Annotated in this window: 23 protein-coding genes and 1 pseudogene; 12 read left to right on the forward strand and 12 right to left on the reverse strand. The window is 73.0% G+C overall.

Translation table 11 applies throughout. The features are described from left to right. Nucleotides 1-4 precede the first annotated feature (4 nt). The 3 genes and pseudogenes from ACFOSY_RS17800 to ACFOSY_RS17810 form a co-directional block, all read left to right on the forward strand. Nucleotides 5-1,015: pseudogene (locus tag ACFOSY_RS17800) on the forward strand (GntG family PLP-dependent aldolase); the annotation flags it as partial. Nucleotides 1,016-1,117: 102 nt separating this feature from the next. Beyond that, on the forward strand, nt 1,118-1,576 hold the full coding sequence (locus ACFOSY_RS17805; protein ID WP_394307949.1) for a pyridoxamine 5'-phosphate oxidase family protein: 459 nt from the start codon (nt 1,118-1,120) through the stop codon (nt 1,574-1,576). Nucleotides 1,577-1,742: 166 nt separating this feature from the next. After that, nucleotides 1,743-3,494, forward strand: coding sequence for an FAD-dependent monooxygenase (locus tag ACFOSY_RS17810; RefSeq protein WP_394307874.1), 1,752 nt, complete (start codon nt 1,743-1,745; stop codon nt 3,492-3,494). A 65-nt stretch (nt 3,495-3,559) separates the two neighbouring features. Here the strand turns inward: ACFOSY_RS17810 and hemG are convergent, their stop codons facing one another. From hemG to ACFOSY_RS17825, 3 genes are all read right to left on the reverse strand, one after another. Next, nucleotides 3,560-5,038 (reverse strand): protoporphyrinogen oxidase, encoded by a 1,479-nt coding sequence (gene hemG / locus ACFOSY_RS17815; RefSeq protein WP_394307876.1) that lies wholly within the window; start codon nt 5,036-5,038, stop codon nt 3,560-3,562. A 113-nt stretch (nt 5,039-5,151) separates the two neighbouring features. Next, nucleotides 5,152-6,615, reverse strand: a complete 1,464-nt coding sequence (locus ACFOSY_RS17820) for an FAD-dependent oxidoreductase (RefSeq protein WP_394307878.1) — start codon at nt 6,613-6,615, stop codon at nt 5,152-5,154. A 30-nt stretch (nt 6,616-6,645) separates the two neighbouring features. Continuing rightward, nucleotides 6,646-8,127: an FAD-dependent monooxygenase gene (locus ACFOSY_RS17825; RefSeq protein ID WP_394307880.1), complete on the reverse strand. Its 1,482-nt coding sequence runs from the start codon at nt 8,125-8,127 to the stop codon at nt 6,646-6,648. Nucleotides 8,128-8,369: 242 nt separating this feature from the next. On the opposite strand from ACFOSY_RS17825, the gene ACFOSY_RS17830 reads away from it, so the two are divergent. After that, the gene (locus ACFOSY_RS17830) at nt 8,370-9,098 is read left to right on the forward strand and encodes an SDR family oxidoreductase (protein WP_394307882.1); all 729 of its coding nucleotides are present in this window, start codon (nt 8,370-8,372) and stop codon (nt 9,096-9,098) included. A gap of 98 nt (nt 9,099-9,196) precedes the next feature. Continuing rightward, nucleotides 9,197-10,075 (forward strand): NmrA/HSCARG family protein, encoded by an 879-nt coding sequence (locus tag ACFOSY_RS17835; protein WP_394307884.1) that lies wholly within the window; start codon nt 9,197-9,199, stop codon nt 10,073-10,075. Between the two features lie 6 nt (nt 10,076-10,081). Here ACFOSY_RS17835 and ACFOSY_RS17840 read toward each other — a convergent pair whose 3' ends face one another. Further along, the gene (locus ACFOSY_RS17840; RefSeq protein ID WP_394307887.1) at nt 10,082-10,699 is read right to left on the reverse strand and encodes a mycothiol-dependent nitroreductase Rv2466c family protein; all 618 of its coding nucleotides are present in this window, start codon (nt 10,697-10,699) and stop codon (nt 10,082-10,084) included. A 216-nt stretch (nt 10,700-10,915) separates the two neighbouring features. Between ACFOSY_RS17840 and ACFOSY_RS17845 the strand changes: the two genes are divergently transcribed. Genes ACFOSY_RS17845 through ACFOSY_RS17860 form a run of 4 tightly spaced genes read left to right on the forward strand, consistent with a single transcriptional unit; the run spans nt 10,916 to nt 13,745 of the window. Beyond that, nucleotides 10,916-11,944, forward strand: a complete 1,029-nt coding sequence (locus ACFOSY_RS17845; protein WP_394307890.1) for a methyltransferase — start codon at nt 10,916-10,918, stop codon at nt 11,942-11,944. Nucleotides 11,945-11,996: 52 nt separating this feature from the next. Next, nucleotides 11,997-12,443 carry a carboxymuconolactone decarboxylase family protein gene (locus ACFOSY_RS17850; protein ID WP_394307892.1) on the forward strand — a complete coding sequence of 149 codons (447 nt, stop codon included), beginning with the start codon at nt 11,997-11,999 and terminating at the stop codon, nt 12,441-12,443. A 15-nt stretch (nt 12,444-12,458) separates the two neighbouring features. Next, on the forward strand, nt 12,459-13,118 hold the full coding sequence (locus ACFOSY_RS17855; protein ID WP_394307894.1) for a sulfotransferase family protein: 660 nt from the start codon (nt 12,459-12,461) through the stop codon (nt 13,116-13,118). Nucleotides 13,119-13,136: 18 nt separating this feature from the next. After that, entirely contained in the window at nt 13,137-13,745 is a 609-nt protein-coding gene (locus ACFOSY_RS17860) for a dTDP-4-dehydrorhamnose 3,5-epimerase family protein (protein WP_394307896.1), read from the forward strand. Between the two features lie 99 nt (nt 13,746-13,844). Here the strand turns inward: ACFOSY_RS17860 and ACFOSY_RS17865 are convergent, their stop codons facing one another. Then, on the reverse strand, nt 13,845-14,858 hold the full coding sequence (locus ACFOSY_RS17865) for a Gfo/Idh/MocA family protein (RefSeq protein WP_394307898.1): 1,014 nt from the start codon (nt 14,856-14,858) through the stop codon (nt 13,845-13,847). 193 nt (nt 14,859-15,051) lie between these two features. Here ACFOSY_RS17865 and rfbA point away from each other — a divergent pair, with 193 nt between their 5' ends. Continuing rightward, the gene (gene rfbA / locus ACFOSY_RS17870) at nt 15,052-15,921 is read left to right on the forward strand and encodes a glucose-1-phosphate thymidylyltransferase RfbA (RefSeq protein ID WP_394307899.1); all 870 of its coding nucleotides are present in this window, start codon (nt 15,052-15,054) and stop codon (nt 15,919-15,921) included. Nucleotides 15,922-15,979: 58 nt separating this feature from the next. After that, entirely contained in the window at nt 15,980-17,056 is a 1,077-nt protein-coding gene (locus ACFOSY_RS17875) for a glycosyltransferase (RefSeq protein ID WP_394307901.1), read from the forward strand. A gap of 217 nt (nt 17,057-17,273) precedes the next feature. Here the strand turns inward: ACFOSY_RS17875 and ACFOSY_RS17880 are convergent, their stop codons facing one another. Further along, on the reverse strand, nt 17,274-18,449 hold the full coding sequence (locus ACFOSY_RS17880; RefSeq protein WP_394307903.1) for a glycosyltransferase: 1,176 nt from the start codon (nt 18,447-18,449) through the stop codon (nt 17,274-17,276). Between the two features lie 270 nt (nt 18,450-18,719). On the opposite strand from ACFOSY_RS17880, the gene ACFOSY_RS17885 reads away from it, so the two are divergent. Then, a complete protein-coding gene (locus ACFOSY_RS17885) occupies nt 18,720-18,956 on the forward strand; it encodes a hypothetical protein (RefSeq protein ID WP_394307906.1) in 237 nt (78 codons plus the stop codon). A gap of 35 nt (nt 18,957-18,991) precedes the next feature. Here the strand turns inward: ACFOSY_RS17885 and ACFOSY_RS17890 are convergent, their stop codons facing one another. The 6 genes from ACFOSY_RS17890 to ACFOSY_RS17915 form a co-directional block, all read right to left on the reverse strand. Further along, nucleotides 18,992-20,920 carry a multicopper oxidase family protein gene (locus ACFOSY_RS17890; RefSeq protein ID WP_394307908.1) on the reverse strand — a complete coding sequence of 643 codons (1,929 nt, stop codon included), beginning with the start codon at nt 20,918-20,920 and terminating at the stop codon, nt 18,992-18,994. Between the two features lie 102 nt (nt 20,921-21,022). Beyond that, entirely contained in the window at nt 21,023-22,759 is a 1,737-nt protein-coding gene (locus tag ACFOSY_RS17895; RefSeq protein ID WP_394307951.1) for an ABC transporter ATP-binding protein, read from the reverse strand. 106 nt (nt 22,760-22,865) lie between these two features. Next, on the reverse strand, nt 22,866-23,072 hold the full coding sequence (locus ACFOSY_RS17900) for a hypothetical protein (protein ID WP_394307910.1): 207 nt from the start codon (nt 23,070-23,072) through the stop codon (nt 22,866-22,868). Nucleotides 23,073-23,169: 97 nt separating this feature from the next. Further along, nucleotides 23,170-24,063: an ABC transporter permease gene (locus ACFOSY_RS17905; RefSeq protein ID WP_394307912.1), complete on the reverse strand. Its 894-nt coding sequence runs from the start codon at nt 24,061-24,063 to the stop codon at nt 23,170-23,172. Continuing rightward, nucleotides 24,050-24,859: an ABC transporter ATP-binding protein gene (locus ACFOSY_RS17910; protein WP_394307953.1), complete on the reverse strand. Its 810-nt coding sequence runs from the start codon at nt 24,857-24,859 to the stop codon at nt 24,050-24,052. Before ACFOSY_RS17910 ends, ACFOSY_RS17905 begins: the two co-directional genes overlap by 14 nt. A gap of 42 nt (nt 24,860-24,901) precedes the next feature. After that, nucleotides 24,902-26,008 (reverse strand): aliphatic sulfonate ABC transporter substrate-binding protein, encoded by a 1,107-nt coding sequence (locus ACFOSY_RS17915; RefSeq protein WP_394307915.1) that lies wholly within the window; start codon nt 26,006-26,008, stop codon nt 24,902-24,904. Nucleotides 26,009-26,102: the final 94 nt, after the last annotated feature.

Raw genomic sequence — 26,102 nt, forward strand, 5'->3', positions numbered from 1 at the left:
CACCGTGGCGCGCACCGGCCCCCCGCACCTGGACTTCCGCAGCGACACCCGCACCCTGCCGGACGCGCGGATGCGCCGGGCGGCGGCCGCGGCGGAGGTCGGGGACGACGTCTACGGCGACGACCCGACGGTCGTCCTCCTTCAGGAGCGGGTCGCCGACCTGCTCGGCACCGAGGCCGCACTGTTCACGCCCACCGGCACGATGGCCAATCTGCTCGCCCCGCTCGCCGCGGCCGGCCCGCCCGGATCGCCCGCCCCGCAGGTGATCGCCGGCGCGGACACCCACATGGCGTTCCTGGAGTCGGACGGGCTGCGCCGCTTCGGCGGCATCGAGCTGCTGCCCGTGCGGCAGCGCCCCGACGGCCTGCCCGACCCAGACGCCCTGGCCGCGCTGCTCGCCGCCCGCGCGGACGGGCCCGTCGTCGTCTGTGTCGAGAACACCGGCATGATGCACTCCGGCAACGCCCTGGACGCCGAGGCGACGTACGCCGTGGCCGAGCTGGCCCACCGGCACGGCGCGCACCTGCACCTCGACGGTGCGAGGCTCGCCAACGCCGCCGTGGCGCTCGCGGTGCCGCCCGCGCACCTGGCCGGGCCGGCGGACAGCGTCACCTTCTCCGTCTCCAAGGGACTCGGCGCCCCCGCGGGCGCGCTGCTGTGCGGCACGCGCGAGTACGTCGCCCGCGCCCGCGCGCTGAGGGACTGGCTGGGCGGTTCCCTGCACCAGGTGGGCGTCCTCGCCGCGCCCGCCCTGGTGGCGCTCGACCGCCTGCCCGACCTGGCCGCCGACCACGAGACGGCCGCGGCGCTCGCCGCCGGGCTCGCCACGGTGCCCGGCGTGGAGGTGATGCGCCCGCCCCGGCCGACCAACATGGTCATGGCACGGGCGGCCGGACTGGGCGCGGGCGAGTGCGCCGAGCGCCTGGCCGGCCACGGCGTGCGCGTCCTGCCGCTGCCGAACGGACACGTGCGCTTCGTGACCCACCGCGCACACGACATGATCGGAGTACGCGCGGCCGTCCGGGCGTTGGCGGCCGTGGCGGCCGCCGCGTCCGGGCCCGGCCGGCGGCCCAGGATCACCAGGAGGGGCCTCGCCCCCGGCACCGACGGAGGAAGCATGACGACGAAGCCACCCGCGCGCGGACTCGAGGAACGGCTGCGGGACACTCGGGAAAGACTCGAGAACGACGTCGATCTGTGGGTGGCCACGGCGGGTGCCTCCCGCGGCGTCCACCTGATCCCGCTGTCCTACCACTGGGACGGGAACGCGATCCTCGTCTCCACCCCCCGCGACTCGGTCACCGGCCGCAACCTGCTGGCCGACGGCCGGGTGCGGCTCGGCCTCGGGCCGACCCGTGACGTCGTGCTCGTCGACGGCGTCGCGGAGCCGGTGGACGTCACCGAGCTGGGCGAGGAACTGGGAGACGCCTTCGCGGCCAGGACCGGGTTCGACCCCCGCAAACTCGACGAGCCCTACCAGTACTTCCGGATCCGGCCCCGGCGCGTCCAGGCCTGGCGGGAGTCGAACGAGCTGGCCGGACGTGACCTCATGCGCGACGGCGTCTGGCGCGGCTGACCCGCCGGGGACGACACCCCCCCCGGACCGCCCGCCGTGCCCGCGCCGGGCGGTCACCCGCGTGACCGCCCGGCGCCGGCACGGTCCAGCCGTGCTTGACCGCTGCTGAAGACGCCTTTGCCAGGCTGCGACTGGCAACGCATCGGTCGATCCTTAAGGGGCGAATATGGGAGCCATCGAGGTTCCGGTTCTGATCGTGGGCGGTGGCGGATGCGGTCTGTCCGCCTCCGTCTTCCTGTCCGACCAGGGCGTCGATCATCTGCTGGTGGAGCGGCACCCGGACACATCGAGGGTTCCGAAGGCGCACTACCTCAACCAGCGCACGATGGAGATCTTCCGGCAGCACGGTGTCGCCGACGACGTGCTCGCCGAGGCGGCGCCGCTGGAGAAGTTCGGCAAGGTGCGCTGGCAGACCACGCTCGCCGGTGACGGACCGCTGGACCGGCGCCTGATCCACGAGATGGACGCCTTCGGCGGCGGTGCGCTGCGCGAGACCTACGCGGCGGCCGGGCCCGTCCTGCCCGCCAAGCTGCCGCAGATGTGGCTGGAGCCGATCCTGCGCCGGCACGCGGAGGACCGCAATCCCGGGCGCGTCCTGTTCCACCACGAACTGACCTCGTTCTCCGACGAGGGCGACCACGTGGCCGCCGAGATACGCGACCTGGAGACAGGGGAGACCACGACCGTCAGGGCGCAGTACCTGCTCGGCGCCGACGGCGGCCGCACGGTCGGCGCCGAGGTCGGCATCGAGATGCAGGGCCCGCCCGGACTGGTCAACACCACCACCGTGTACTTCTCCGCCGACCTGTCCGAGTGGTGGGAGGAGGGCACGCTCATCACGCACTTCCTCAGCCCCGAGGACCCCGACCTGTCGAGCAACCTGATCGAGATGGGGCCGCGCTGGGGCAAGGAGTGCGAGCAGTGGGGGCTGCACTTCGCGCCCGGCCCCGCCGGCCGCTGGAACAACGAGAACGTCGTCCCCCGGATCCGTGAGCTGCTGCGCATCCCGGACCTTCAGGTGACGGTGCACAAGGTGACGGACTGGATCGTGCACGCGCACCTCGCCGACCGCTACCGGGTGGGCCGCGTACTGATCGCCGGCGACGCCGCGCACCGCCAGCCCCCCGCCGTCGGCCTGGGCCTGAACACCGGCATCCAGGATGCGCACAACCTGGCCTGGAAGCTGGCCGCGGTCCTCGGCGACCGCGCGTCCGACGGCCTCATCGACAGCTACGAGGCGGAGCGCCGGCCCGTGGGCCGGGAGAACGTCGACTGGGCGGTCTCCGCCGCCGTGCACCACCAGGCGGTCATCGACGCCATCGGCGCCGGCCACAACATTCCGGCGGGCCGCCGCAAGCAGCGCCTCGAGTCGTACTTCGACCCCTCGCCGCTCGGCGACACCGTGCGGGCGCGCGCCCTGGAGATCTTCCACACCCACCGCGGGGGCTGCCAGTCCCTCGACATGGAGGTGGGCTTCCACTACGAGGACGGCGCGCTCGTCCCGGACGGCAGCGAGCCGCCGGCCCGCGTCCCCATGCGCAACGAGCACCGGCCCGTCTCCCGGCCCGGGCACCGGCTGCCGCACGCCTGGATCACCGCCGGCGACCGGCGGCTGTCCACGCTGGACCTCGCCGGCCGGACCGACTTCACGCTGATCACCGGTCCGGAGGGGACGCCGTGGTGCGAGGCGGCCGCGCGGGTGGCGGAGAAGTTCTCCGTGCACATCGCGACCGTCCGCATCGGCGCCGGCTGCGAGTACGCCGACGTCGAGGGCGGCTGGGAGGCCGTCCGCGGGATCACCGACGCCGGTGCCCTCCTGGTCCGCCCCGACCAGCACGTCGCCTGGCGCAGCACGGGCGCCGGCCAGGACGCCGAGCAGGCACTGGCGCAGGTGTTCGCCGCGGTGCTGGACCGCTGACACCGCGACGGACACGCAGAGGGGGCCGTGCCCTTCCGGGCACGGCCCCCTCTGCGTGAGTGCGGTCAGGCTCCGACCGCCACCGAGCGGGCCGGCGCGTTCTGCCGCACCCAGTCCAGCACCTGCTCGGCCGCCTGCCGGGCCGAGGCCATGCACACGCCGACGCCGACACCGTCGTAGAGGGCGCCGCAGACGGCGAGTCCGGGCTGTGCGGCCACCGACTCGCGGATGCGCCGCACCCGCTCGACATGGCCGACGGTGTACTGCGGCAGGGCGTCCGCCCAGCGGTTGACCCGGCTCGCCACCGGGGCGCCGCGCACTCCGACGGCCTCCGCGAGCTCGGCCGTCGCCAGCGCCACGAGGTCGGCGTCGTCGCGTCCCAGCAGGTGCTCCTCGCCGAACCGTCCGATCGAGCAGCGGACGATCTCCACCTCGCCGGCCAGGTGCGGCCACTTCACGGTGGTGAAGGTGACCTCCTTGACCGCCTTGCCCTCCGGGGCGGGCACCCGGTAGGCGGCGTAACCGCGGCCCGCCAACGGGACCGGGAACGCCGAGCGCGGGTAGGCGAGCGTCACCATCGCCACGCCGGAGTACGGCACCTCGGCGAACGCCGAGACGGCGGCGGTGGTTCCGGGCACCTGGGCGAGCAGCTTGCCCGCGGGGCCCGCCGGCACGGCGATGACGACCGCGTCGGCGTCGATGTGCTCCGGGGCGGCGGCCGTGCCCACGGTGACCCGCCAGCCGTTCGCGCCGCGGGTCAGCTCACGGACGGGGGCGTCGGTGCGCACCGACGCGTCGGGCGCCGCCGCCAGCACCTCGCGCACGAGCACGGGAGGCAGTGAGCCGAACCCGCCGTCCAGGGTCGCCACCCGCACGGGCGGCGGCTTCTGGCCCTCGGCGAGCACGGGCGTCAGCGAGGCCGCCGCGTCCGCCAGCGAGACGTGCGCCCGGGCCGCCTTGGCCAGCGGCGTCAGCGTGGCCTCGAACGACAGGTCCGCGGCACGGCCGGCGAACACCCCGGCGACGAACGGCTCGACCAGGCGGTCCACGACCTCCTGGCCGAAGCGGCCGCCGACGTAGTCCGCGACCGAGACGTCGCCCTCCAGGTCGAACGACGGCAGCACCAGGTCCTGCCGGGCCCGCTCGACACCCTCCGCGGAGACGACGCCCGACCGGGCGAGGTCCTCCATGTCGCAGGGCACACCCATGAACTGACGGTCCGGCTGGTGCCGGACCTCGCCCCTGCTCCAGATCGCCGACGCGGTGACGCCGGCGGACATGATCTTCTCGCCGAGCCCGGCGTCCGCGATCAGCCCGGTGGTCCGGCGCCGGTTGGCGTACAGCGACTCGGCGCCCTCGTCGACGGGGACGCCCGCCACCTCGGAGACCGACAGCTTCCCGCCCAGCCGGGACGACGCCTCCAGGACCGTCACCCGGACCGGCTCGCCGCGGAGCCGGAACGCCGCCGCCAGTCCCGCGATGCCGCCCCCGATGACGACCACATGGGGCTTTCCACTCACCTGATCCTGTTCGGTGCCAGCCATTCCACCAGATCCTTCGCGGTTAGTGTCGTGAGAGCCGTCCCGGCGCCGGCGACCGGCGCCGGGACAGGTCCTGGCAGTCTCGCCGGGGGGCCCGGCCCCCCGGTCGAGAGCGCCTAGAGGGCGCTGCGGGCGGTGCCGAACCAGCGGTCGAGGGCCTGGGTGAGGTCGTCGGTGGTGCCGGGGGAGGTCCAGGCGACGTAGCCGTCGGGGCGGATGAGGACGGCGTCGGCGGGGGTGCCGGGCAGGGTCCATGTGCCGGTGCGGGCGTCGACGCGGTCGGTGTGGCCGTGGGCGGCGGTGGTGGTGGTCTCGTCGGTGGTGAGGAGCAGGCCGCGTCCGGTGCGCAGGAGTTCGGCGACGCGGGGGCGGGTGCCGTCGGGGAGGGTGACGGTGGTGTCGGGGGGCATGCGCCGGCCGAGCAGGGGGTGGTCGCCCTTGGCCAGGTCGTAGCGGATGCCGAGGTTGCTCAGCATGCCCGCCGCGTACTCGGCGGCGTCCTCGTGGGCGAGCAGCTCGCCCACGATCTCCCGGACCGGGTCCATGTCCTCCCCGGTGAGGCGCAGTTCGATCGCCGCGCGGGCGTTGCGCGCCAGCTGCTCGCCGACCGGGTGGCGTTCGGCGTGGTAGCTGTCGAGCAGGTCCTCGGGGGCCCAGCCCTGGACGGCCGCCGCCAGCTTCCAGCCGAGGTTCACCGCGTCCTGCACGCCCACGCTCAGGCCCTGTGCCATCGCCGGGGGCTGCACGTGGGCGGCGTCGCCGGCCAGGAACACCCGGCCGCGCCGGTAGTCGGCGGCGGCCCGGGAGGCGTCGGTGAAGCAGCTGATCCAGCGGCAGTCGCCGTGGTGGATGGACTCACCGGTCAGCCGCTGCCAGGCGTCGGCGAGGTCGGCGTAGGCGATCGCGTCGCGGTCGCGCGGCGGCTGCGTCCCCGCCTCGTGGACGACGACGCGGGTGACGCCGTTCTCCAGGTCCATCGCCATCACCATGCTGCCGCCCGGCAGGTTCTCGCCGATGCGCCGCTTGCGGGTCTCGATGCCGGTGACGTCGGCCGTGAGGAAGCCGCGCCGGCCGTCGGTGCCGGGGAAACCGATCCCGGCCAGCTTGCGGACGGTGCTGCGCCCGCCGTCGCAGCCGACGAGGTAGGCGGCGCTCTCCTCGGCCGCCCCGCCCGGGCCCTCGACGCTCACCACGACGCCGTCGTCGTCCTGCCGCAGACCGGTCACCTCCCGGCCGCGCAGGACGGGCACGCCGAGTTCGCCGGCCCAGTCCTCCAGCATCCGCTCGGTGCGGAACTGGGAGACGCCCCGGTGCCCGTAGTGGTCCTCCGTGAGCATGCCGAGGTCGATCGGCACCCCGCCGAAGTGGGCGTCGGCCCGCTCGGTGGCGCCGAGCCGGCCGAGCAGGCCCCGCTGGTCGAAGCATTCGGCGGTGCGCTTGGTGAAGCTCGCGCCCCGTGACTGGCGCGTCGGGGCGGGCAGCCGCTCGAGGACGACGACGTCCACGCCGCGGAGCCTGAGTTCGCCCGCCGTCATCAGCCCGACCGGGCCGGCCCCGACGACGATCACATCCCTGGCCATGTGGTTACTCCTTCGCGAAGGGGCCGGCGTTCACCGGCCGGCGGACTGCGGCAGACGGGCGGTGCCGAACCAGCGGTCGAGGGCCTGGGTGAGGTCGTCGGTGGTGCCGGGGGAGGTCCAGGCGACGTAGCCGTCGGGGCGGATGAGGACGGCGTCGGCGGGGGTGCCGGGCAGGGTCCATGTGCCGGTGCGGGCGTCGACGCGGTCGGTGTGGCCGTGGGCGGCGGTGGTGGTGGTCTCGTCGGTGGTGAGGAGCAGGCCGCGTCCGGTGCGCAGGAGTTCGGCGACGCGGGGGCGGGTGCCGTCGGGGAGGGTGACGGTGGTGTCGGGGGGCATGCGCCGGCCGAGCAGGGGGTGGTCGCCCTTGGCCAGGTCGTAGCGGATGCCGAGACCGCTCACCACGCCGGCGACCTGCTCGGCGGCATCCTTGTGGGCCAGCAGCTCGCCCACCACCTCCCGCACCGGCTCCATGGCCTCGTCACCGAGGTAGAGCCTGGCCGCCGCGCGGGCGTTGCGGATCAACTGACGGCCGACGGGACGGCGTTCGGCGTCGTAGGAGTCCAGCAGGTCCTCGGGGGCCCGGCCCTGGACCACCGCCGCCAGCTTCCAGCCGAGGTTCACCGCGTCCTGCAGCCCGGCGCTCAGGCCCCACGCGGCCAGCGGCGGGATCTCGTGCGCGGCGTCGCCCGCCAGCAGCACCCGGCCGCGCCGGTACTGCTGCGCCAGCGCCGAGGAGTTGCCCGAGGCCCACAGCCACAGGCACCGGGCGTCGTCGATCGACTCACCCGTCAGCCGCCGCCACGCGGCGGCGACCTCGGCGAAGGTCAGCGCGCCCGGCTCCGGGCGCGCGGGCAGCCCGGGGTCGTGAACGACCACCCGGCAGCGGCCCTCGCCCAGCGGGGTGCACACCACCATGCGCCCGCCGGGCAGGCGTTCGCCGATCGGCCGGGGGCGCGGGGCGACGCCGGTGATCTCCGCGGTGTACATGCCGCGGGTGGACTCCCAGTGGACGACGGGGATGCCGGCCAGCTCGCGGACCGTACTGCCGGCGCCGTCGCAGCCGACGACGTACCGGGCGCTCTCCTCGCCGGGGCCGTCGGGGCCGGTGAAGGCGGCCACGACACCGTCGGCGGTCTCGCGCAGGCCGGTCACCTCGCGGCCACGGCGCACCGGCACACCCAGCTCGGCCAGCCAGCCGCCCAGCGCCTCCTCGGTCCTGGTCTGGGACAGGCCCAGCACGCCGCTGTGGTCCTCGTCCAGCATGTCCAGGTCGAAGCGGACGCCCCCGAAGTGACCCATCGGGCCCCACCGGAAGGCGCCCAGGCGGGGCAGCAGCCCGCGCTGGTCCAGCGACTCCGCGGCCCGCCGGTTGAAGCCGAGCGCCCGGGACTCCTCGGTGGGGGCGGGCAGCCGGTCGTAGACGGCCACCTCCGCCCCGCCCAGGCGCAGTTCTCCGGCCAGCATCAGGCCCACCGGCCCCGCACCGACCACTATGACGTCCGTTGTCTTCATTCTTTTGAGGCCCTCTGCGCTGCGGCAATGGTTGGCCATTGGGAAGCTACTCAGACAAATCCCGGGCCGCAACGATCGGAATTCCGACGCATACGGCGTTCGACCGCGGAGCGATGCCGTTGAACGCGGGAGATGAACGCTTGAGCGTGCGGTCCGTGCCGCAGCAATATCGTCGGGTGCCTTCAGGTTTCTTCTTCACCTGGTGAATGTGCGCATTACCGGCCGCAGAAAGGGAAGCTGACGTGACGGACGAGAAGATCGCGCTCGTCACCGGTGCCAACAAGGGCATCGGATTCGCCGCGGCGCGGCAGCTCGGTGAGCGGGGGGCCGTCGTCATCGTCGGCGCGCGCGACGAGACGCTCGGCAAGCAGGCCGCCGACGCGCTGGCGGCCGACGGCGTCGCCGCGACGGCGCTGCGGCTGGACGTGACGGACCCGGAGGGTGTGGCCGAGGCCGCCCGTGAGATCGAACGGCGCCACGGCCGCCTGGACATCCTGGTGAACAACGCCGGCACCGCGGGCGCCTTCACCGGACGGCCCGGCGAGGCCACCGCGGCCGACCTGCGGGAGGTCTACGAGACCAACGTCTTCGGCGTGGTCACGGTGACCCACGCGATGCTGCCGCTGCTGCTGCGCTCCCCCGCCGGCCGGATCGTCAACCTCTCCAGCCACATGGGCTCGCTGACCCTGCACGCGGACCCGGACTCTCCGCTGGCGGGCGTCAACATGATCGCCTACCAGTCGTCGAAGACCGCGCTGAACGCGGTCACGGCCGCCTACGCGAAGGAGCTGCGGGGGACCCCGGTCAAGGTCAACGCCGCCCTGCCCGGCGTGGTGGCCACGGACATGAACCACCACCGCGGCCGGCGCACACCCGCCGAGGGAGCCGCCGTCGTGGTCCGGCTCGCCCTGCTGGACGAGTCCGGCCCGTCGGGCATGTGCCTGGCGGACGAAGGACCCGTCCCCTGGTAGCACGCGGCCCCCTGGCCCACGGCTGCCGCCGCGCGGCCGCCGCATACGACCGCACCGCCCGGGCGCGTCCCGGCGGGCACGAGACATGGAGACAGACAGTGGCGCTTGACGGAACGATCCTGGTGCTGGGCGGAACCGGCCGGCAGGGCGGGGCGGTGGCCCGCGAACTGCTGCGGCGCGGCCGCACCGTGCACGCCCTGGTCCGGGACCCGGCCAAGGCCGACGCGAAGGCGCTGCAGGAGGCGGGCGCGGTCCTGGTCCGCGGCGACATGGACGACGCGGCCTCGCTGACGGCGGCGATGCGGGACGTCCACGGGGTGTTCAGCGTCCAGACGTTCCGGGGGCCCGGCGGCGTCGAGGCCGAGGAGCGCCAGGGCCGGGCGGTGGCGGACGCCGCGGTGCGGGCCGGGGTGCGGCACTTCGTGTACAGCTCGGTCGGCGGCGCGGACCGCGACACCCGGGTCCCGCACTTCGAGAGCAAGCACCGGGTGGAGCGGTACCTGAGCACCCTGGACCTGCCGACGACGGTGCTGCGCCCGGTCATGTTCCACGACATCCTGCTCGACATCGCGCCGCGCCCGTCGGGCGACGGACTGGTGCTGGCCATGTGGCTGGACCCGCGGATCCCGGTGCAGCTCATCGCGACCAGCGACATCGGCGTGTTCGCCGCGGACGCCTTCGACAACCCCGGGGCATGGCTGGGCCGTACGGTGGAGATCGCCGGCGACAGTCTGACCGGGCCGCAGATGGCCGCGGCCTTCGAGGCGGTCTCCGGCGTCCCGACCCGCTACCAGCAGCTGCCGACCGAGCCGCTGCGCAACGCCCGCCCCGACCTCGCCAACATGTTCGACTGGTTCGAGCGGGACGGCTACCGCGCCGACCTGGAGGAGCTGCGCCGCACCCGGCCGGGCCTGGTCACGCTGGAGAGGTGGCTGGCCGACAACTGGACGGCCCCCGTGGCCGCCGCGGCCCGCTGACACCGCTCAGGTGAGGATCGGCCGGCGGGTGCGGGTGCGCTTGAGCTCGAAGAACCCGTCGGTCGCCGCCACGGCGAGCACCCCGTCCCACAGCCGCGCCGCGGCCTCGCCGCGCGGGGCGGGGCTCACCACGGGGCCGAAGAACGCCACGTCGCCGACCGCGATGACGGGCGTGCCGACATCGGAACCGACCCGGCCGATGCCGTCGTGGTGCGAGGCGCGCACCACGTCGTCGTAGGCGTCCGTACGGGCCGCGTCGGCGAGGGCGGGGTCGAGGCCGGCGGCGCCGAGGGCCGCCGCGTAGGTGGCGTGCTCCTTGGGCGCCTGCTGCAGGTGGAAGCGCGTGCCGAGCTCGGTGTACAGCCCGCCCAGGACCTGCGGACCGTAGGTCTGCCCGGCGGCCGCGCACACCCGCACCGGCTCCATGCGCACGGCGAGGTCCCGGTGCCAGCGCTCGGGCAGGTCGGTGCGGCCCTCGTTGAGGACGGTCAGGCTCATCAGGTGCCAGCGCACGTCGAGGGACCGCTGCCGGGCGACGTCGAGCAGCCACCGGGAGGCCATCCAGGCCCAGGGGCAGGTCGGGTCGAACCAGAAATCCACCGGAGTGGGGGTGTCGTGTCGCAACGGGGCCTCCTCGACATAGCCGGGCCAGGCCAATTTGACGAGCGGCACCGGAATGCCGCTGGAGCGGTACTGGACAGGCCCTGTTCAACCGCTCAAATTCCACGGTCGAACGCCCGGACGGCATTGCGGGAATGGATAAGTTGCGGTTTTGAGAATGGCCGTCCTATGGTCTGGAATCCGCGAGAAACCGCAAAAAGGCGCTCCGAGAGGAAAAGCATGTCCGTGCTGCCCGAGGTCCGTGACCAATCAGACTCGTACGCGCTGCTCCACCTCATCCAGGGAGCTGTGGTCACCCAGGCCGTCTCGGTCGCGGCCCGGCTCGGCGTCGCGGACGTGCTGGCCGGCGGCCCGCTGTCCGTCGAGGAGATCGCCGCGCGCGTCGGGGCCGACGCGAAGGCGACCCGCCGCGTCCTGCGGGCCCTCGCTGGCCACGGGGTGTTCGCGGCCGGCCCGGACGGCCGGTACACGAACACGCCGCTGTCCGACAAGCTCCGCGAGGACGCCCCCGACACCATGCGCGGCTTCGCCCTGCTGATGAACCACCCCACCCTGTGGGAGGAGTGGGGGCACCTGTACGACACCGTGGAGACCGGCGAGCCCAACCTGCCCAAGCTGCGCGGGATGGGCGCACTGGACTTCTTCCACGCCAACCCCGACTACGCCCGGGTGTTCTTCCAGGCGTTCGGCGAGCTGTCGGCCTCGGAGACCGACCCGATCCTGGCCGCCTACGACTTCTCCGGGTTCGGCACGGTCGTGGACGTCATCGCCGGCCGCGGCAACCTCCTCGCGGGCATCCTGCGGCAGGCGCCGGACACCAAGGGCGTCCTGTACGACTCCAAGATCGCCACCGTCGACTCGCCCGCGCTCTTCGAGGCTGCCGGGGTCGCCGACCGGCTCACCATCGAGCACGGCGGCTATCTCGACAAGCTCCCCGCCGGCGGCGACGCCTACGTCTTCAAGCACATCATCCACGACTTCTCCGAGGCCGACGCCGTGACCGCGCTGCGCAACGCGCGCGAGGCGATCGCCCCCGGGGGCAAGCTGCTCGTCGTCGAGTACGTGATCCCGGAGCGCAACGAGAAGCACGTCGGCAACACCATCGACCTGTGGCTGATGCTGATGCTCGGTGCCCAGGAACGCACGCTCGCCGAGTACACCGAGCTGTTCGCGCGGGCGGGCTTCGAGCTCACCAGGGCCGTTCCCACCAGCGCGCCGATCTCGGTCATCGAGGGCATCCCGGTCTGAGGCCACCGCACCCACCCGACCCGTTCCCGCACACCGCACAGGAGAAGACCCGATGACCCCACGGATGGACAATCCCTCCCTGGTCGTTCCCGGCGCCCTGCAGCCCCTGCTCGACCTGACCGAGGTCATCGGCAAGGTGGGCGTGCCGCAGACCACGCTGGACCTGATCCGGCTGCGCGTCAGCCAGATCAACGGCCGCGGCTACACCTTCCCCGACGGCCCGGACCGGACGGCGAAGACCGACCCGCGCCTGCGGCGGGTGGCCGGCTGGCGGACCGAGTCCTGCTTCGACGAGGCCGAGCGCCACGCCCTGGAGATGGCGGAGGCCGTCACGCTGATGACCGACCCGCAGGACATGGCGTCGGACGAGGTCTGGGAGAAGTCCGCCCAGTACTACACCGACGAGCAGCTCGGGGCGCTGGTCATGCACATCGGACTGGTCAACCTCTGGAACCGGGTGAACGTCGCCACCCGCCAGGACGACGCGGCCTGGCGCTGAGGAGGGGAAGGCACCGTGCTCAAGCTCATCAACGCCGGTCTGGGACGGACCGGCACGACCTCGCTGAAGGTGGCCCTGGACCGCCTGGGCCTCGGCCCCTCCTTCCACATGTTCGACATCGTCGGCGATGCGGAGCGGCTCCAGCAGTGGGAGAAGATCGTCTGTGACGGGGAGCGGCCCGACTGGGCGGCCGTGTTCGACGGCTACCGCTCCGCGGTGGACGGCCCGTGCGCCGTGTACCACCGGCAGATCAGCGAGGCGTTCCCCGACGCCAAGGTGATCCTGACGGTGCGCGACGCCGAGAGCTGGTACCGCAGCACCCACGACACCCTGTACCAGTTCGCCCTGCGCAGCACGGCGAACCCGCCGGAGCCCGGCAGCCCCCAGGCCCGGCTGTTCCGTGTCACCAGCACCATGGTCTGGGACGGGCTGTTCGGCGGCCGGTTCTCCGACAAGGACCACGCCATCGAGGTCTACCACCGGCACAACGAGGACGTGGTGCGCGCCCTGGGCGCGGACCGGGTCCTCGTCTACGACGTGCAGCAGGGCTGGGAGCCGCTGTGCGCCCACCTCGGTGTCGAGGTCCCGCAGGAGGAGTTCCCGCGCACCAACGACACAGCGTCCATGCGGCAGCGGATCGCCCGGGCGGCCGGCGCCCCGGCCGCCGCGGGCTGAACCGGTGAGGAGCCTTCGGTGCGGATAACGGAAATGACGGTGCCCGGCGCCTACCGCGTGGAGCCCGAGCCGCTGAGCGACCGCCGGGGCCACTTCTTCGAATCGGTGCGGGCCGGCGCGCTGCTCGGGGCGAGCGGCTGGGAGTTCACGGTCCGTCAGGTCAACTACTCGGTGTCGCGGCGCAACACCCTGCGGGGCATCCACGGCACCAAGGTGCCGCCGGGCCAGGCCAAGTTCGTCACGTGCGTGCGGGGCAGCGCCCTGGACATCGCCGTCGACCTCCGGGTCGGCTCGCCGACGTTCGGCCACTACGACGTCACGCTGCAGAGCCCGGGGACGGGGACGGCGGTGTACCTGCCCGACGGGGTCGGGCACGCCTTCCTCGCCCTGACGGACGACACGTGCATGAGCTACCTGTGCTCGCAGGAGTACGTGCCGGGGACGATGATCGACATCGACGCCCTCGACCCCGAGCTGGCCCTGCCCTGGGACCTGAAGGAGCCGCCGATCCGCTCGGACAAGGACGCGGCGGCGCCCACCCTGGCCGAGGCGGCGGCGGCCGGCCTGCTGCCGACCTGGGAGCAGTGCCCGCCGCGCATGCTGGCCGCGGTGCCGGGCGGGCTGTAGAGCGCGCGGACAGGGGAGAAGGGCGGTCGGCGTCCACAGGACACCGACCGCCCTTCTCCGTGTTCTCCCATGCGCCTCGCGGGTCTCACCGGCTGCCGCTCAACAGGGTCCCTCGGTGAGGGCGTGGGCGCGGATGCGGGCCATCAGGCCGGCCTGGCGGACCAGGTCGCCGTGGTGCTCCGCCCGCGCGGCCGGGTCGCGCACCGCGTCGTGGAACGTGGTGAAGACGCCGAGGAACTGGTCCGCGGCGGGTGCGAGGATCTGCGTCTCGCGGTCCTTCTGCTGCAGCCGCAGCACCGGGCGGGCGCCGACCGAGGGCGTGAACGCCCACTCCAGGACCAGCCGCCCCTCGCTGCCCCACAGCTCGTAGGCCGACCGGTAGCCGTGAGACAGGCCGAAGGAGCAGTGCGCCGTGACCCCGTCGTCGTCGCCGAGCAGGGCCGCGCCGGCCACGTCGACGCCGAGCCGCGGGTCGAACTTCAGGCCGGCGCCGAGGACCCGAGCCGACGCGCCGAGGTACTCCTGCGCGGCCCGCACCGGGTAGCAGCCGACCTCCCACAGGGCGCCGCCGCCCAGGTCCGCCTGGTACTTGATCCCGCTCGGATCGGTCGGCGGAATGCCGAACGAACCCGTGTAGGACCGCAGTTGCCCGATCGCGCCGTCGGCCACCAGGGCCTGTGCCCGGGCGTGCTGGGGGTGCCGGAGGAACGCGAAGTTCTCCATGACGGCCAGCTCGCTCTTCTCGGCGAGCGCGACGAGGTCGCGTGCCGTCTCCTCGGCGGGCACGGCGGGCTTCTCCAGCAGGACGTGCTTGCCCGCCTCCAGCGCCCGCCGGGCCCACACGGCGTGCTCGCTGTTGGGCAGCGGAATGTAGACGGCGTCGATGCCGGGCAGGTCCAGGAGCCGCTCGTAGCCCTCGACGGCCGCACAGCCGGCGGCGGCTGCCACGCCCTCGGCCTTCTCCCGGGAACGGCTCGCGACCGCCATGAGGCGGAACGGCGACCCGTGGATGGCGGGGAGGGCCCGGCGCACGGCGATGTCGGCGCACCCGATGATGCCGATACCGGCCCTCTGCTCATTTTCGAGAACGGGCGTCAGATTGTCGATTTCCACAGGTCCACCTAAACGACGACAGTAAATGCGCTTGCCTGAACCGGTATGCCGTCAGCCTGAGTAGGCGGACCCGTGTCTGTCAACAAAACGGCCTTTCCGAGCGGTGATTCCGACGAGGCTTTCGGCCTCGTGGCCGACACCGATAAAGTGCGTGCACTGCCCAGGGGCACGACGTTACTGAGGAGGCGCCACGGTGAAGGGCATCATCCTGGCCGGCGGCAATGGCACGAGGCTCCATCCGATCACTCTCGGGGTCTCCAAGCAAATGCTTCCGGTCTACGACAAGCCGATGATTTACTACCCGCTTTCCGCTCTGATGCTGGCGGGGATCACCGAGATCGAGATCATCACCACGCCCGAGGACTCGGAGATGTTCCGGCGGCTGCTGGGCGACGGCTCGTGGCTGGGCATCACCCTGACCTACGCGGAGCAGGACAAGCCCCGCGGTCTCGCGGACGCGTTCCTGGTCTCCGAGGACCACATCGGGGACGACTCCGTCGCCCTGGTGCTGGGCGACAACATCTTCCACGGCTACGAGTTCGGGCCCATGCTCCAGCGGGCCGCGCAGGACATCAAGGGATGCGTCCTGTTCGGCTACCCGGTGAGTGATCCCGAGCGCTACGGCGTCGGCACCCTCGACGAGCGGGGCCGGCTCATCGCCCTGGAGGAGAAGCCGGCCGATCCGAAGACCAACATGGCGATCACCGGGCTGTACCTCTACGACAACCAGGTGGTGGACATCGCCCGGCAGCTGCGGCCCTCCGAGCGCGGCGAGCTGGAGATCACCGACCTGAACCGGATCTACCTGGAGCGCGGCGAGGCCACGCTGATCCCCCTCGGCCGCGGTTTCGTCTGGCTGGACACCGGGACCCACGACGCGCTCATGGAGGCCGGGGACTACGTGCAGGTCCTGGAGCACCGCCAGGGCGTGCGCATCGCCTGCCTGGAGGAGATCGCCTGGCGCATGGGCTACATCGACCGGGAGTCCTGCTACCGGCTCGGCAGCCGCCTCGCCCACTCCTCCTACGGCCAGTACGTCATGGAGATGGCCAAGGCCGGCTGACCCCCCTGCGCCGCACCCCGCAGACCCCCCGCCCCCCAACGGAAGAAGTGCGACAGCCATGAAAATACTGTTCACCGTCGGTGGCAGCCAGGCGGCCGTCTTCGGCGTCGCCCCGCTCGCCGCCGCCGCCCGCAGCGCCGGCCACGAGATCCTCCTGGCGGCCGACGAACCGCTGATGGCGGCCGCACAGTCCGTCGGGCTCCCCGCGGTCTGCATCACCGCCGAGCGCATGCGCTACGGCCAGGACGGCACGACCGCCGCCGCCCGCATCGACGCGCTGCTGGACCTGACGGGCCGGTGGGCCCCCGACCTGGTCGTCGGAGGCCTCTCCCACGTCCCCCGGGTGCTCGCGGCCCGGCTGAAAGTCCCCTACGTCCGCCACATCTGGCACATCGCGCCGATGGCGCGCCGGGACCGCACGGCGGTGGCGGAACTCCAGCCGCAGCTGGAGCGCCTGGGACTGACCGAGCTGCCCGCCCCCGACCTCTTCATCGACCTGTGCCCGCCCTCGCTGCGCCCGCCCGGCGCCCCCGCCGCGCGGTCGATGCGCTGGGTGCCCCGGGTGACCCAGCGCCGGATCGAGCCGTGGATGTACACCCGGCCCGAGGGCCGCCGCCGGGCCCTGATCACCGCGGGCACCCGCAACCTGGTGCTGGACACCCCGGGCAGCTCACTGCGCCGGCTGGTTCAGGAGCTGACCGGGGCGGGCGTGGAGGTGCTGATCGCGGCGCTGCCCGAGGCGGCCGAGCGCCACGGCGCGGAGCTGGGGGACGTGCGCATCGGCTGGATCCCGCTGGACGTGGTCGCCCCCACCTGCGACCTGGCGGTCCACCACGGCGGCGCCACCACGGCGATGACGCTGATCAACGCGGGGGTGCCCCAGGTGGTCGTGCCCGACAACGGCTACGGCAAGGCCGTCGCGGAGGCCGTCAGCGGCTTCGGCGCCGCGATCCTGGCGGACCCGCACCGGCCGCCGGCGGGGCAGGCGCCGGGCGAGGCGGTCGTCGCGGGCTGCCGCGAGATCCTCGGCGATCCCCGGTACGCCGAGCGGACCCGGGCGCTGGCCCGGGAGACCGCGGCGCTGCCCACCCCGGACGAGGTGCTGCGCGAGATCGAGGCGCTCGTCGCCCGCTGACCCGGCGGCCGGGCCCCGGCCCGGCCGCCCTTCCCGTTCCCCGCCCTCCGTTCCCCGCCCTCCGTTCCCCGCCCTCCGTCCCTCGTGCTCCGTCCCTCGTCCCGTCCTGCGTCCTCGCTTTCCGCCCGCACGCACAACGCCGGTCGCCCTGGGCCCGACGGAGCAGTCCTCCGCGGTCCCAGGGCGACCGGCGTGCGCCGGGGCCGGCGTACGGCCGTCAGACCAGCGCCTCCAGCTTGGGCACGATCTCGGCGGGCGTGGGCAGGGTCGAGATCTCCTTGGCGAGGAACTGCGTCCGCTCGGTGTAGCCGGGGTTCTCCAGCAGCTCCCGGCAGGCCGCGGCGATGACCTCGCCCGGCGCCTTGTCCGGCTCCTGCGCCTGCGGCCACAGCGTCTTGCCGGCGCCGAAGTCGGTGATGGCCTTGGCGATGGCCTCCCGGTGGTAGTTCGGCGGGAACTCCGGCGGGTTCTCCGGGATGACCAGCTGGGGCACCCCGTTGGCCATGAGCGTGGTGGCGGTGGTCGCGCCGCCGTGGTGGACCGCCAGGTCACAGGTGGCGGCGGTGACGTCGATCGGGATCCAGCCGACGCGCGCGTCGCCCAGCTCGGCGCCGAACCGCTCGACGGCACCGGGGTTCGCCGCGATCAGCGCCTCGGCGCCCAGCTTGTCGAGCTCCTTGACCAGCAGCGGCATGGACCAGCCCGGGTCCCGGAACATCAGGCTGCGGAACCCGGAGGTGATCACCACACGCTTGCGGCCCTCGGGGCGGGTGTACATCCAGCGCTCCAGCCGGCGCTGCGGGTTGCTGGGGATCCAGCGCATCGGCTGCGCGGCCGGGTCGTGGGCCGGCCGCAGCGACGGCGGGGTGGAGTCCAGGAGCAGGTCGGGCTTGAGCAGCCCGTCCACGCCGAGGCGCTCCATCTCCGGCCGCAGCTCGAGCTCGGCGCCGGGGTCGATACCGGTGAGCGGGATGCCCAGGTACTCGACGTGGCGCACGTAGGGGACCTTCAGGTGGGCGGCGAGCAGCATCGCGGCGTAGCTCTGGGAGCTGCCCACGACGACGTCCGGGGTCCAGTCCTTGGCCAGTTCCAGCAGGGACTCCACCCCGGCCAGGCCCATCCTGGCGAAGCCGCGGCCCTGCCCGATCATCTCCTCGTCGCCCAGCTCCCGGGGGAAGCGCAGCCCCTTGCCCGGGTTGCTGATCCGCATGAAGTGACGGATCGGGTCGACGGTGAAGCAGAAGGTGGGGAGGCCGATGGCCTCCGCGGTCTCCACCCACGGTTCGTGGGCGGCCAGCATGACCTGGTGGCCCGCATTGCGCGCGGCCGTCGCCAGCGGGGCAGCGGCATAGTAGGTGGCCTGGCTGCCCGTGGTAATGAACAGGATTTTCATGGCACTCCGGATGCTTTTCGTTGGACGCGGCCTGCAGCATTTGCGAGCACCACCGATGGTCCGCAGCGCGGCCTTTTCCTGTCAAACACCGGAATTCGCGAACCCCGTTCGATCGCGGATTCCCCGCAGTTGAACGGAGTATTCTCCGCACGTCGTTGCACACCCTTCGGCGGCTGACCATCATGTGGTCGGTACGTGTGACCAGGAAGCCTCAGAAAACCGGATACCGAAAGTCGGTGGCACATGAACAACCTGATCTACGCAGCCCGGATGGCTCTCCGTGACGTCATGGAAGTGAACATCTACAGCCAGGGCAACGACAAGGTCTATCTGACCGTTTTCCCGGAGCTGGTCTGGGAGGGCACGGAGAAGACCCGGCCGGAGACCGTGGTGCAGAACGTCATCGGCCTCCTCCACGACATGGACCTGGACGTCGCCGGCGGCGAGGACGCCGTGCGGACGCTGCTGGACTCCGGCCCCGTGGAGATCGTCCGCAAGGCCGCCTGACCACGCCGCCGGCACTCGGTGCTCCCCGCCCGCCGTCAGTGGTGGCCGCCCGCGTGGCCGTGGGCGGCGGGTGCGACCACGAGAGGGCGCACCATGTGCTGCTCGTGCTCCAGCATGTGGCAGTGGTGAACCCCCCTGCCGACGGCGGGGAAGCTGACGGCGACGGTGACCAGTTCGCCCGGGGTGCCGTTCGGGCCGGGGCGGATCTCCCCCGCGGTCCCCACCCGGACGGTGTCCTTCAGCCCGCGTTCGTGCGGGTCCAGCTCCCCGGCCCGCAGATGGGCGGCCGGCCGGACGGTGCCGCGGACGGTCCGGTCGAAGCCGGTCACGTCGTACTGCTCGCGGGAGAGCACGTGGAAGTGGGCCAGGTGGATGTGCATGGGGTGGGGCGAGGCGGCGAGGTTGAGGTACTTCCAGATCTCCGTGCTGCCGTGCGCCACGGTGAAGGCCCGCCCGTCGTCGTAGCGCAGGGCCGTCCTGCGCAGCGTCGTGAGCGTGCCCTCGGCGTCCCGCACCTGGACGATCCCCGGGGCGGGGAAGGTGAGGCCGGCCGTGTCCGCCACCTCCTCCATCTCCCACAGTTCGGGCACGTTGTCCGCGCCGGGACCGACGAGCACCACCCACCGGGGTGCGCTGTCGTGGGGCAGGTCGTGGTGGGTGGGCCGCTCGAACGTGGGCGAGAGCACCGCGGGCGGCGTGAACCGGCCGGCGGACCCGCGAGCGGCGACGCGGAACTGCATCACATCGGGTTCCAGCAGGTCGTGCCGGGTGCTGGAGGAGCCGGGCGGCACGCCCTCCATGGTGTTGACCAGCTTCAGGGAGCGGCCGCGGTACGCGCTGAAGTCGACCAGCACGTCGACGCGTTCGCCGGAGGAGAGGTTCAGCGCCCCCTCGACGGGCAGGGGCGTGTCGATCAGGCCCTGGTCGGTGCCGATGACCTGGAAGGCGCCGGGGACGGGCTCGCCGTCGGCCAGCAGCATCAGCCGGTAGATCCGCGAGTTGGCGGTGTTGGCGATGCGGAACCGGTACCAGCGCGGCTCCACCTCCAGGTAGGGCCAGATCACCCCGTTGACCAGGGTGTAGGGGGCGGCGTGGGCCCGCATGAGCCTGGTGCCGACCATCTCCACCTTGTGGACCAGCCGCCCGGTGAGCGCGCCGGAGGCGTCCAGCGCGAAGTTGCGGTCGCTGAGCACCAGCGGCACCTCGTGCCGGCCCCTGGGCAGACCCAGCGCCCGCTCCTCCTCGTCACGGCGGACGAACAGGCCGGCGAGACCGGCGTACACGCTGAAGCGGCTCACATGGTGGGTGTGGTCGTGGTACCAGAGCGTCGTCGCGGCCTGGTCGTTCGGGTACGCCGACAGCTGCACGTCACCGGGCGCGACCAGGTTCTCCATCCAGCCGTCGTTGCCGCCGCCGGTCAGCATGCCGTGCAGGTGCACCGCGGCCCACGGCCGGAGGTCCGCCACCCCGGGGACCTCCCGGCAGCCTTCCGTGCCCGGGTAGTTGGACAGCGGGTCGGGGGAGGGGCCGCCGGGCTGCCCGAAGTCGACGGCGGTGACCGGGAGGGTACCGGTCAGGTGGTTCTCCCAGGCCACCCGCAGGCGGCGGCCGCGCACCGTCTCGACGGTGGGGCCCGGGTAGCTCCCCTCGTACGTCCACATCCGCACCGGCGGCAGGTCGGAGTGCACCAGGACGTCGGCGGTGCGCATGCGCACGGTCAGCTCGTCGTGGCCGCCGCGGCCGGCCGGCCGCAGCACCGGCGGTATGCGCAGCGGGTCCTTGAACTTGGCCAGGATCAGCCGGTCCGCCGACGGCTCGGCGGCGCCCGGGCCGTCGTCCTCCGGTGCGGCGAGGGCGGTGTACGAGGACATGAGGGCACCCAGCCCGGCCACGGCACCGCCGCGTATCAGGGTGCGCCGCTTCATCAGGGGCGAGTCCGGTGTTCCGGCAGACGCAGTCTCCATTCGCCGGATGGTAGGCACGGCCGCTGCAGAGCCACTCGAAGTGGCGTCCAGCCCGGTCGAGTCACCGCCGTGAGCTGCGGGGACGCGGCATCCCTGGCGCGGCTAGACGGCCGCCATCTCGCTGTCGCGGCGGACGAGGGTGGCGTAGTGGCCGTCGAGGGCGAGCAGCTCCTCGTGGGTACCGCGCTCGGCGATGCGGCCCCGCACCAGCACGATGATCTCGTCGGCGTTGCGGACCGTCGACAGCCGGTGCGCGACCGTGATGGTGGTGCGGCCGGCGCTCGCCGCGTCGATGGCCTGCTGCACGGCCCGCTCGGTGCGGGTGTCCAGCGCGCTGGTGGCCTCGTCGAGGACCAGGACCGGCGGGTCGCGCAGGATGGCGCGGGCGATGGCCAGGCGCTGCTTCTCCCCGCCGGAGAAGCGGTAGCCGCGCTCGCCCACCACCGTGTCGTAGCCGTCGGGCAGGGACATCAGGTAGTCGTGGATGTGCGCCACGCGGGCCGCGGCGACCAGCTCCTCGTCGGTGGCGCCGGGTTTGGCGAAGCGCAGGTTCTCCGCGACGGTGGCGTGGAAGAGGTACGACTCCTGGGAGACCACCCCGACGGCGGCGGCGAGGGTGTCGAAGGACAGGTTGCGCACGTCGACGCCGTCGATCGTGACACTGCCGGACGTCGCGTCGTACAGGCGCGGGACGAGGTAGCTCAGCGTCGTCTTGCCCGAGCCCGTCTCGCCGACGACGGCGAGGCTGCGGCCGGCGGGCACGGTCACGTCGACGCCGTCCAGCGTCGGCCGTTCGGCGCCCGCGTAGCGGAAGCCGACGCCGCGCAGCCGCACCTCGCCGCGCAGCTGCGCCGGCACCACGGGCCGCTCCGGTTCGGCGACGTCGACGGGCAGGTCGAGGTACTCGAAGATGCGGCCGAACAGCTCCAGTGAGCTCTGGATGTCCAGGCCGATGGTCAGCAGGCGCTGCGCGGGCCGGAACAGGATCTGCTGAAGGGTGGCGAAGGCGACCAGTTCCCCGATGGAGACGGCCATGTGCCCGCCGCTCGCGGTCAGGCCCGCCACCCAGTAGATCACGGCGGGCATCGCCGCCATGACGACCCAGATGGTGGACTGGTACCACAGGCCGGCCGTGCTCGCGCGGACCTCGGTGTCGGTGAGCTTGCGGGACTGTGCGGCGAACGCGTCGCTGAGGGAGCGTGAGCGGCCCATGGTGTGGCCGAGCATGATGCCGCTGACCGACAGCGACTCCTGCACGTTCGAGGACAGGTCGGCGAACTGGCGCTGCCGGGAGCGGGTCAGGACGCGCAGCTCGTCGCCGACGCGGCGGCTGACCCACACGAAGCCGGGCAGGACGACCAGCGAGGCCAGGGTGAGCCGCCAGTCGAGCAGGGCCATGGCGGTGACGGTGGCGATGACGGTGGTCACGTCCGACACCAGGGCCGTCGCGGTGGTCGTCACCGTCACCTGCATCCCGCCGATGTCGTTGGCGATGCGCGACTGGACCTCGCCCGTGCGGGTCCGGGTGAAGAAGGCCAGCGACATCCGCTGGAGGTGGGAGTAGACCGCCGTGCGCAGGTCGTGCATGACGAGCTGGCCGACCTTGGCGGACAGGTAGGTCTGCCACACGTTGAACGAGCTGTTCGCGACGGCGACGGCGACCATGCCGAGGGCGAGGAGGGTCAGCAGTCCGGTCCTGCCCTGCGGCAGCGCCACGTCGATGATCTGGCGGATCAGGAAGGGGTTGACGAGGGAGACCAGCGACGACGCGGCGACCAGGAACGCGACGGACATGAGGCTCGAGCAATACGGGCGGAACAGCTTGAGTATGCGGCGCATCTGCACGGGATGGCGGGCAGCGGCCGACCCGGTTTCGGTCACCCCTGGTCTCCTTCGGTTCGGTCGGGTCAGGACGGTGGGCGGGCGCGACCGCCGCGGCGGGTGCTCACACCTCTTCCATCAGCTCCAGCCGCCGGGCGATCTCCTCCTGCGACAGCGGGGGCAGGCACGGCTGTTCGCCGGGCAGGGTCACGTATCCCGTCCAGGGGTGCGGCAGCTGGACGGTGAACCATCCGAACCCCATCCACATGACGCCTTCGCCGAGGCTCCTGCCGAAGGACCTGATCAGGCCGGGTGAGCGCCGCGCTCGCATGTCGGTCTCCGTTCGCCGGTCAACCTTTCACCGCCACAGTGGGCGACCTGTCTCAAGGAGCGGCGGACGATGCGTCGAGCCCCGCTCGAGGCGCGGCTCAGCCCTTCACGAGCAGTCCGCGGGTGCGCAGCACCCGGCGTTCGAGGGGGCTGAAGACCAGCAGGTCGACGGCGACGCCGACGGTGAGGATGAGCAGGATCGCCTCGAAGACCATGGCCATGTCGCTGGCGTTGCGGCCGTTCTCCAGGAGCTGTCCGAGGCCGACGCCGAGGTCGGGGAAGGAGGCGATGATCTCGGCGGCCATGAGGGAGCGCCAGGAGAACGCCCAGCCCTGCTTGAGGCCCGCGACGTAGCCGGGGAGGGCGGCGGGCAGGGTGATGTGCCAGGTGCCCTTCAGGCCGGTGGCGCCCAGGGTGCGGCCGGCGCGCTGGAACAGCGGCGGCACCTGGTCGATGCCGGAGACCAGCCCGTTGGCGACGGACGGCACGGCGCCGAGCAGGACGACGGCGTACATCATGCGGTTGTTCAGGCCGAGCCAGATCACGGCGGGGGGCACCCAGGCGACGGACGGCAGTGACTGCAGGCCGGACAGGACGGGCCGGACGGCCGCCCGCAGGAACCGGAAGCGGGCCACCAGCAGGCCGAGCGGCGTACCGAGGGCGAGGGCGAGGAGGAAGCCGAGCAGTCCGCGCGAGACGGAGGTCCAGATGTAGCCGAGCAGGGTGCCCTGGAGCCAGGCGTCGTGCAGGACGTGCCACACGTCGGCGGGGGCGGGCAGCTTGGTCGGGTCGTCGACGATCCGCAAGGACACCAGTGCCTGCCAGACGGTCAGGACCAGGGTGAGGGCGAGGACGGGCGGCAGCACCTTCTCGGTGAGGACCCGCCGCAGGGGGGTACGGGCGGTGGGCGCGGTCTCCAGGGCGTCCAGGCCCGCTTCCAGGCCGGCGAGGTCGCCGTCGTCGGCGCGCGGGGCGGTGTCAGTGGCGGCCATGGCGGCGGATCTCCCCACGCAGTTCCTCGGTGATCTCGGCGGACAGGTGCGCCACGGCGGCGTCCTCGATGCGCCGAGGCTGCGGGATGCCGACGGTCCACTGGCGGGCGATGCGGCCGGGGCGGGAGGACAGCAGGACCACGCGCTGGGCGAGGCGGACGGCCTCGCGGACGTTGTGGGTGACGAACAGCACCGACAGGCCGGTCTCGCGCCAGATGCGGGTGAGTTCGTCGTGCAGCACGTCGCGGGTGATGGCGTCGAGCGCGGCGAACGGCTCGTCCATCAGCAGCAGCCGGCTCTCCTGCGCGAGGGCGCGGGCCAGGGCGACGCGCTGGCGCATGCCGCCGGACAGCTCGTGCACCCGCTTGCCGTGGGCGCCCCGCAGACGGACCAGTTCGAGCAGTTCCTCGGCCCGCTCGCGGCGGCGGCCGCGGGGCACCCCGCGCAGGCGCAGGGCGAGTTCGACGTTCCTGCCGGCGGTCAGCCAGGGGAACAGGGCGTGTTCCTGGAACATCAGGGCGGGGCGGCCGTCGGTCGTGACCGACCCGGCGGTGGGGCGGTCGAGGCCCGCCACCAGGTTGAGCAGGGTGGACTTGCCGCAGCCCGAGGCGCCCAGCAGGGTGATGAACTCGCCGGGGGCGATGTCGAGGCTGATGTCGTCCAGCACCAGCTGCTGCCCGGCGGGGCCGGGGAACGACTTCGAGACGTGCTCGATGCGCGCGGCCCACGCGGTGGCGCCGGTGTTCGCCGCGGTGGCTGCGGCGGTCGTGGCGGCCTGGGCGAGCGGTGTGGTCATGGTCATGGTCGTCACCTCCTGTTCTGTGCTCGTCGACCGGGGTCACCGGCGCACGCCGAGCCCGGCGTCGTCGACGGGACTTCCGCCCTCGGCCGTGAGGACCTTGTTGAGCAGCGTGAGGTCGTAGATGCCCCGCAGGTCGGGACGTTCGAGCAGGCCGGCGCGGACGGCATGGTCGGCCTGCGCGGCGAGGGTGGCGGCCAGCGGGTCGTCGGTCACCTCCAGCGACGCCCAGGCCGGGTCCATGACCTCGGCGGGCAGCGCCTTGCCGGCGTCGCGTGCGATCTGCTCGTTCGCGGCGGCCTTTGCCTCCTCGGGGTGGGCCTTGATCCACCGGTTGGCCGCCACGGACGCCCGCAACACGGCCTCGACGGCTTTCGGATGCTCCCTCAGGAACGTCTGCGACACGACGATGTGCGTGGTGGTGAACCGTCCGCCCGGCCACAGGGACGCCTCGTCGAGCAGCACCTTCCCGCCCTCGGCGACCAGCTTCGACGCGGTCGGCTCCGGCACCCAGGCGCCGTCGACCGACCCGGACCGGAACGCGTCCGGGATGACCTTGTTGTCGTTGCGGACGACGGTGACGTCGCCCTTGCCGGTCATCGGGTCGACGCTCCAGCCCTGCGCGGCGGCCCAGTGGAGGAAGGCGACGTCCTGGGTGTTGCCGAGCTGCGGGGTGGCGATCCGCCTGCCCTCGACGCCGGCCGGCGTCCTGATCTTCTTCGGGTCGACGACCAGTCTCACGCCGCCGGAGGCCGAGCCGCCGATGATCCGCAGGCTGGTGCCGCCCGACTTCGCGTAGCCGTTGACCGCGGGGGAGGGGCCGATCCAGCCGATGTCGATCGAGCCCGCGTTCAGCGCCTCGATCTCGGAGGGGCCGGCGTCGAACACCGCGTACCGGGCGCGGGTGCCGCCCAGTTCCTTCCGGAGGAAGCCTTTGCGGTGGGCCACCAGTGCGGTGGCGTGGGTGACGTTGGCGAAGTAGCCGATGCGCACGGTGTCCAGACCGTCGGTCAGGGGCGCTCCCGGAACGGCCTGTGCCGCGCCCCGGTCGGCGGCCCGGGAGCCGTAGCCGCAGCCGGCGAGCAGCAGCAGCGCCACAGCGGCCAGCGCGGCGAGGGTACGGCGCGGAGGGGCGGTGACGGACACGGCAGGCGTTCCTCCCGGCGGCCCGGCGGTCACGGCCGGCCGGGGCGCGTCGGACACCTCGGCCGGGCCCTGGCCGGGAAACGGAGGACCGGTG

The organism is Streptomyces lusitanus (assembly GCF_042647945.1).
Lineage (GTDB): Bacteria > Actinomycetota > Actinomycetes > Streptomycetales > Streptomycetaceae > Streptomyces > Streptomyces pseudogriseolus.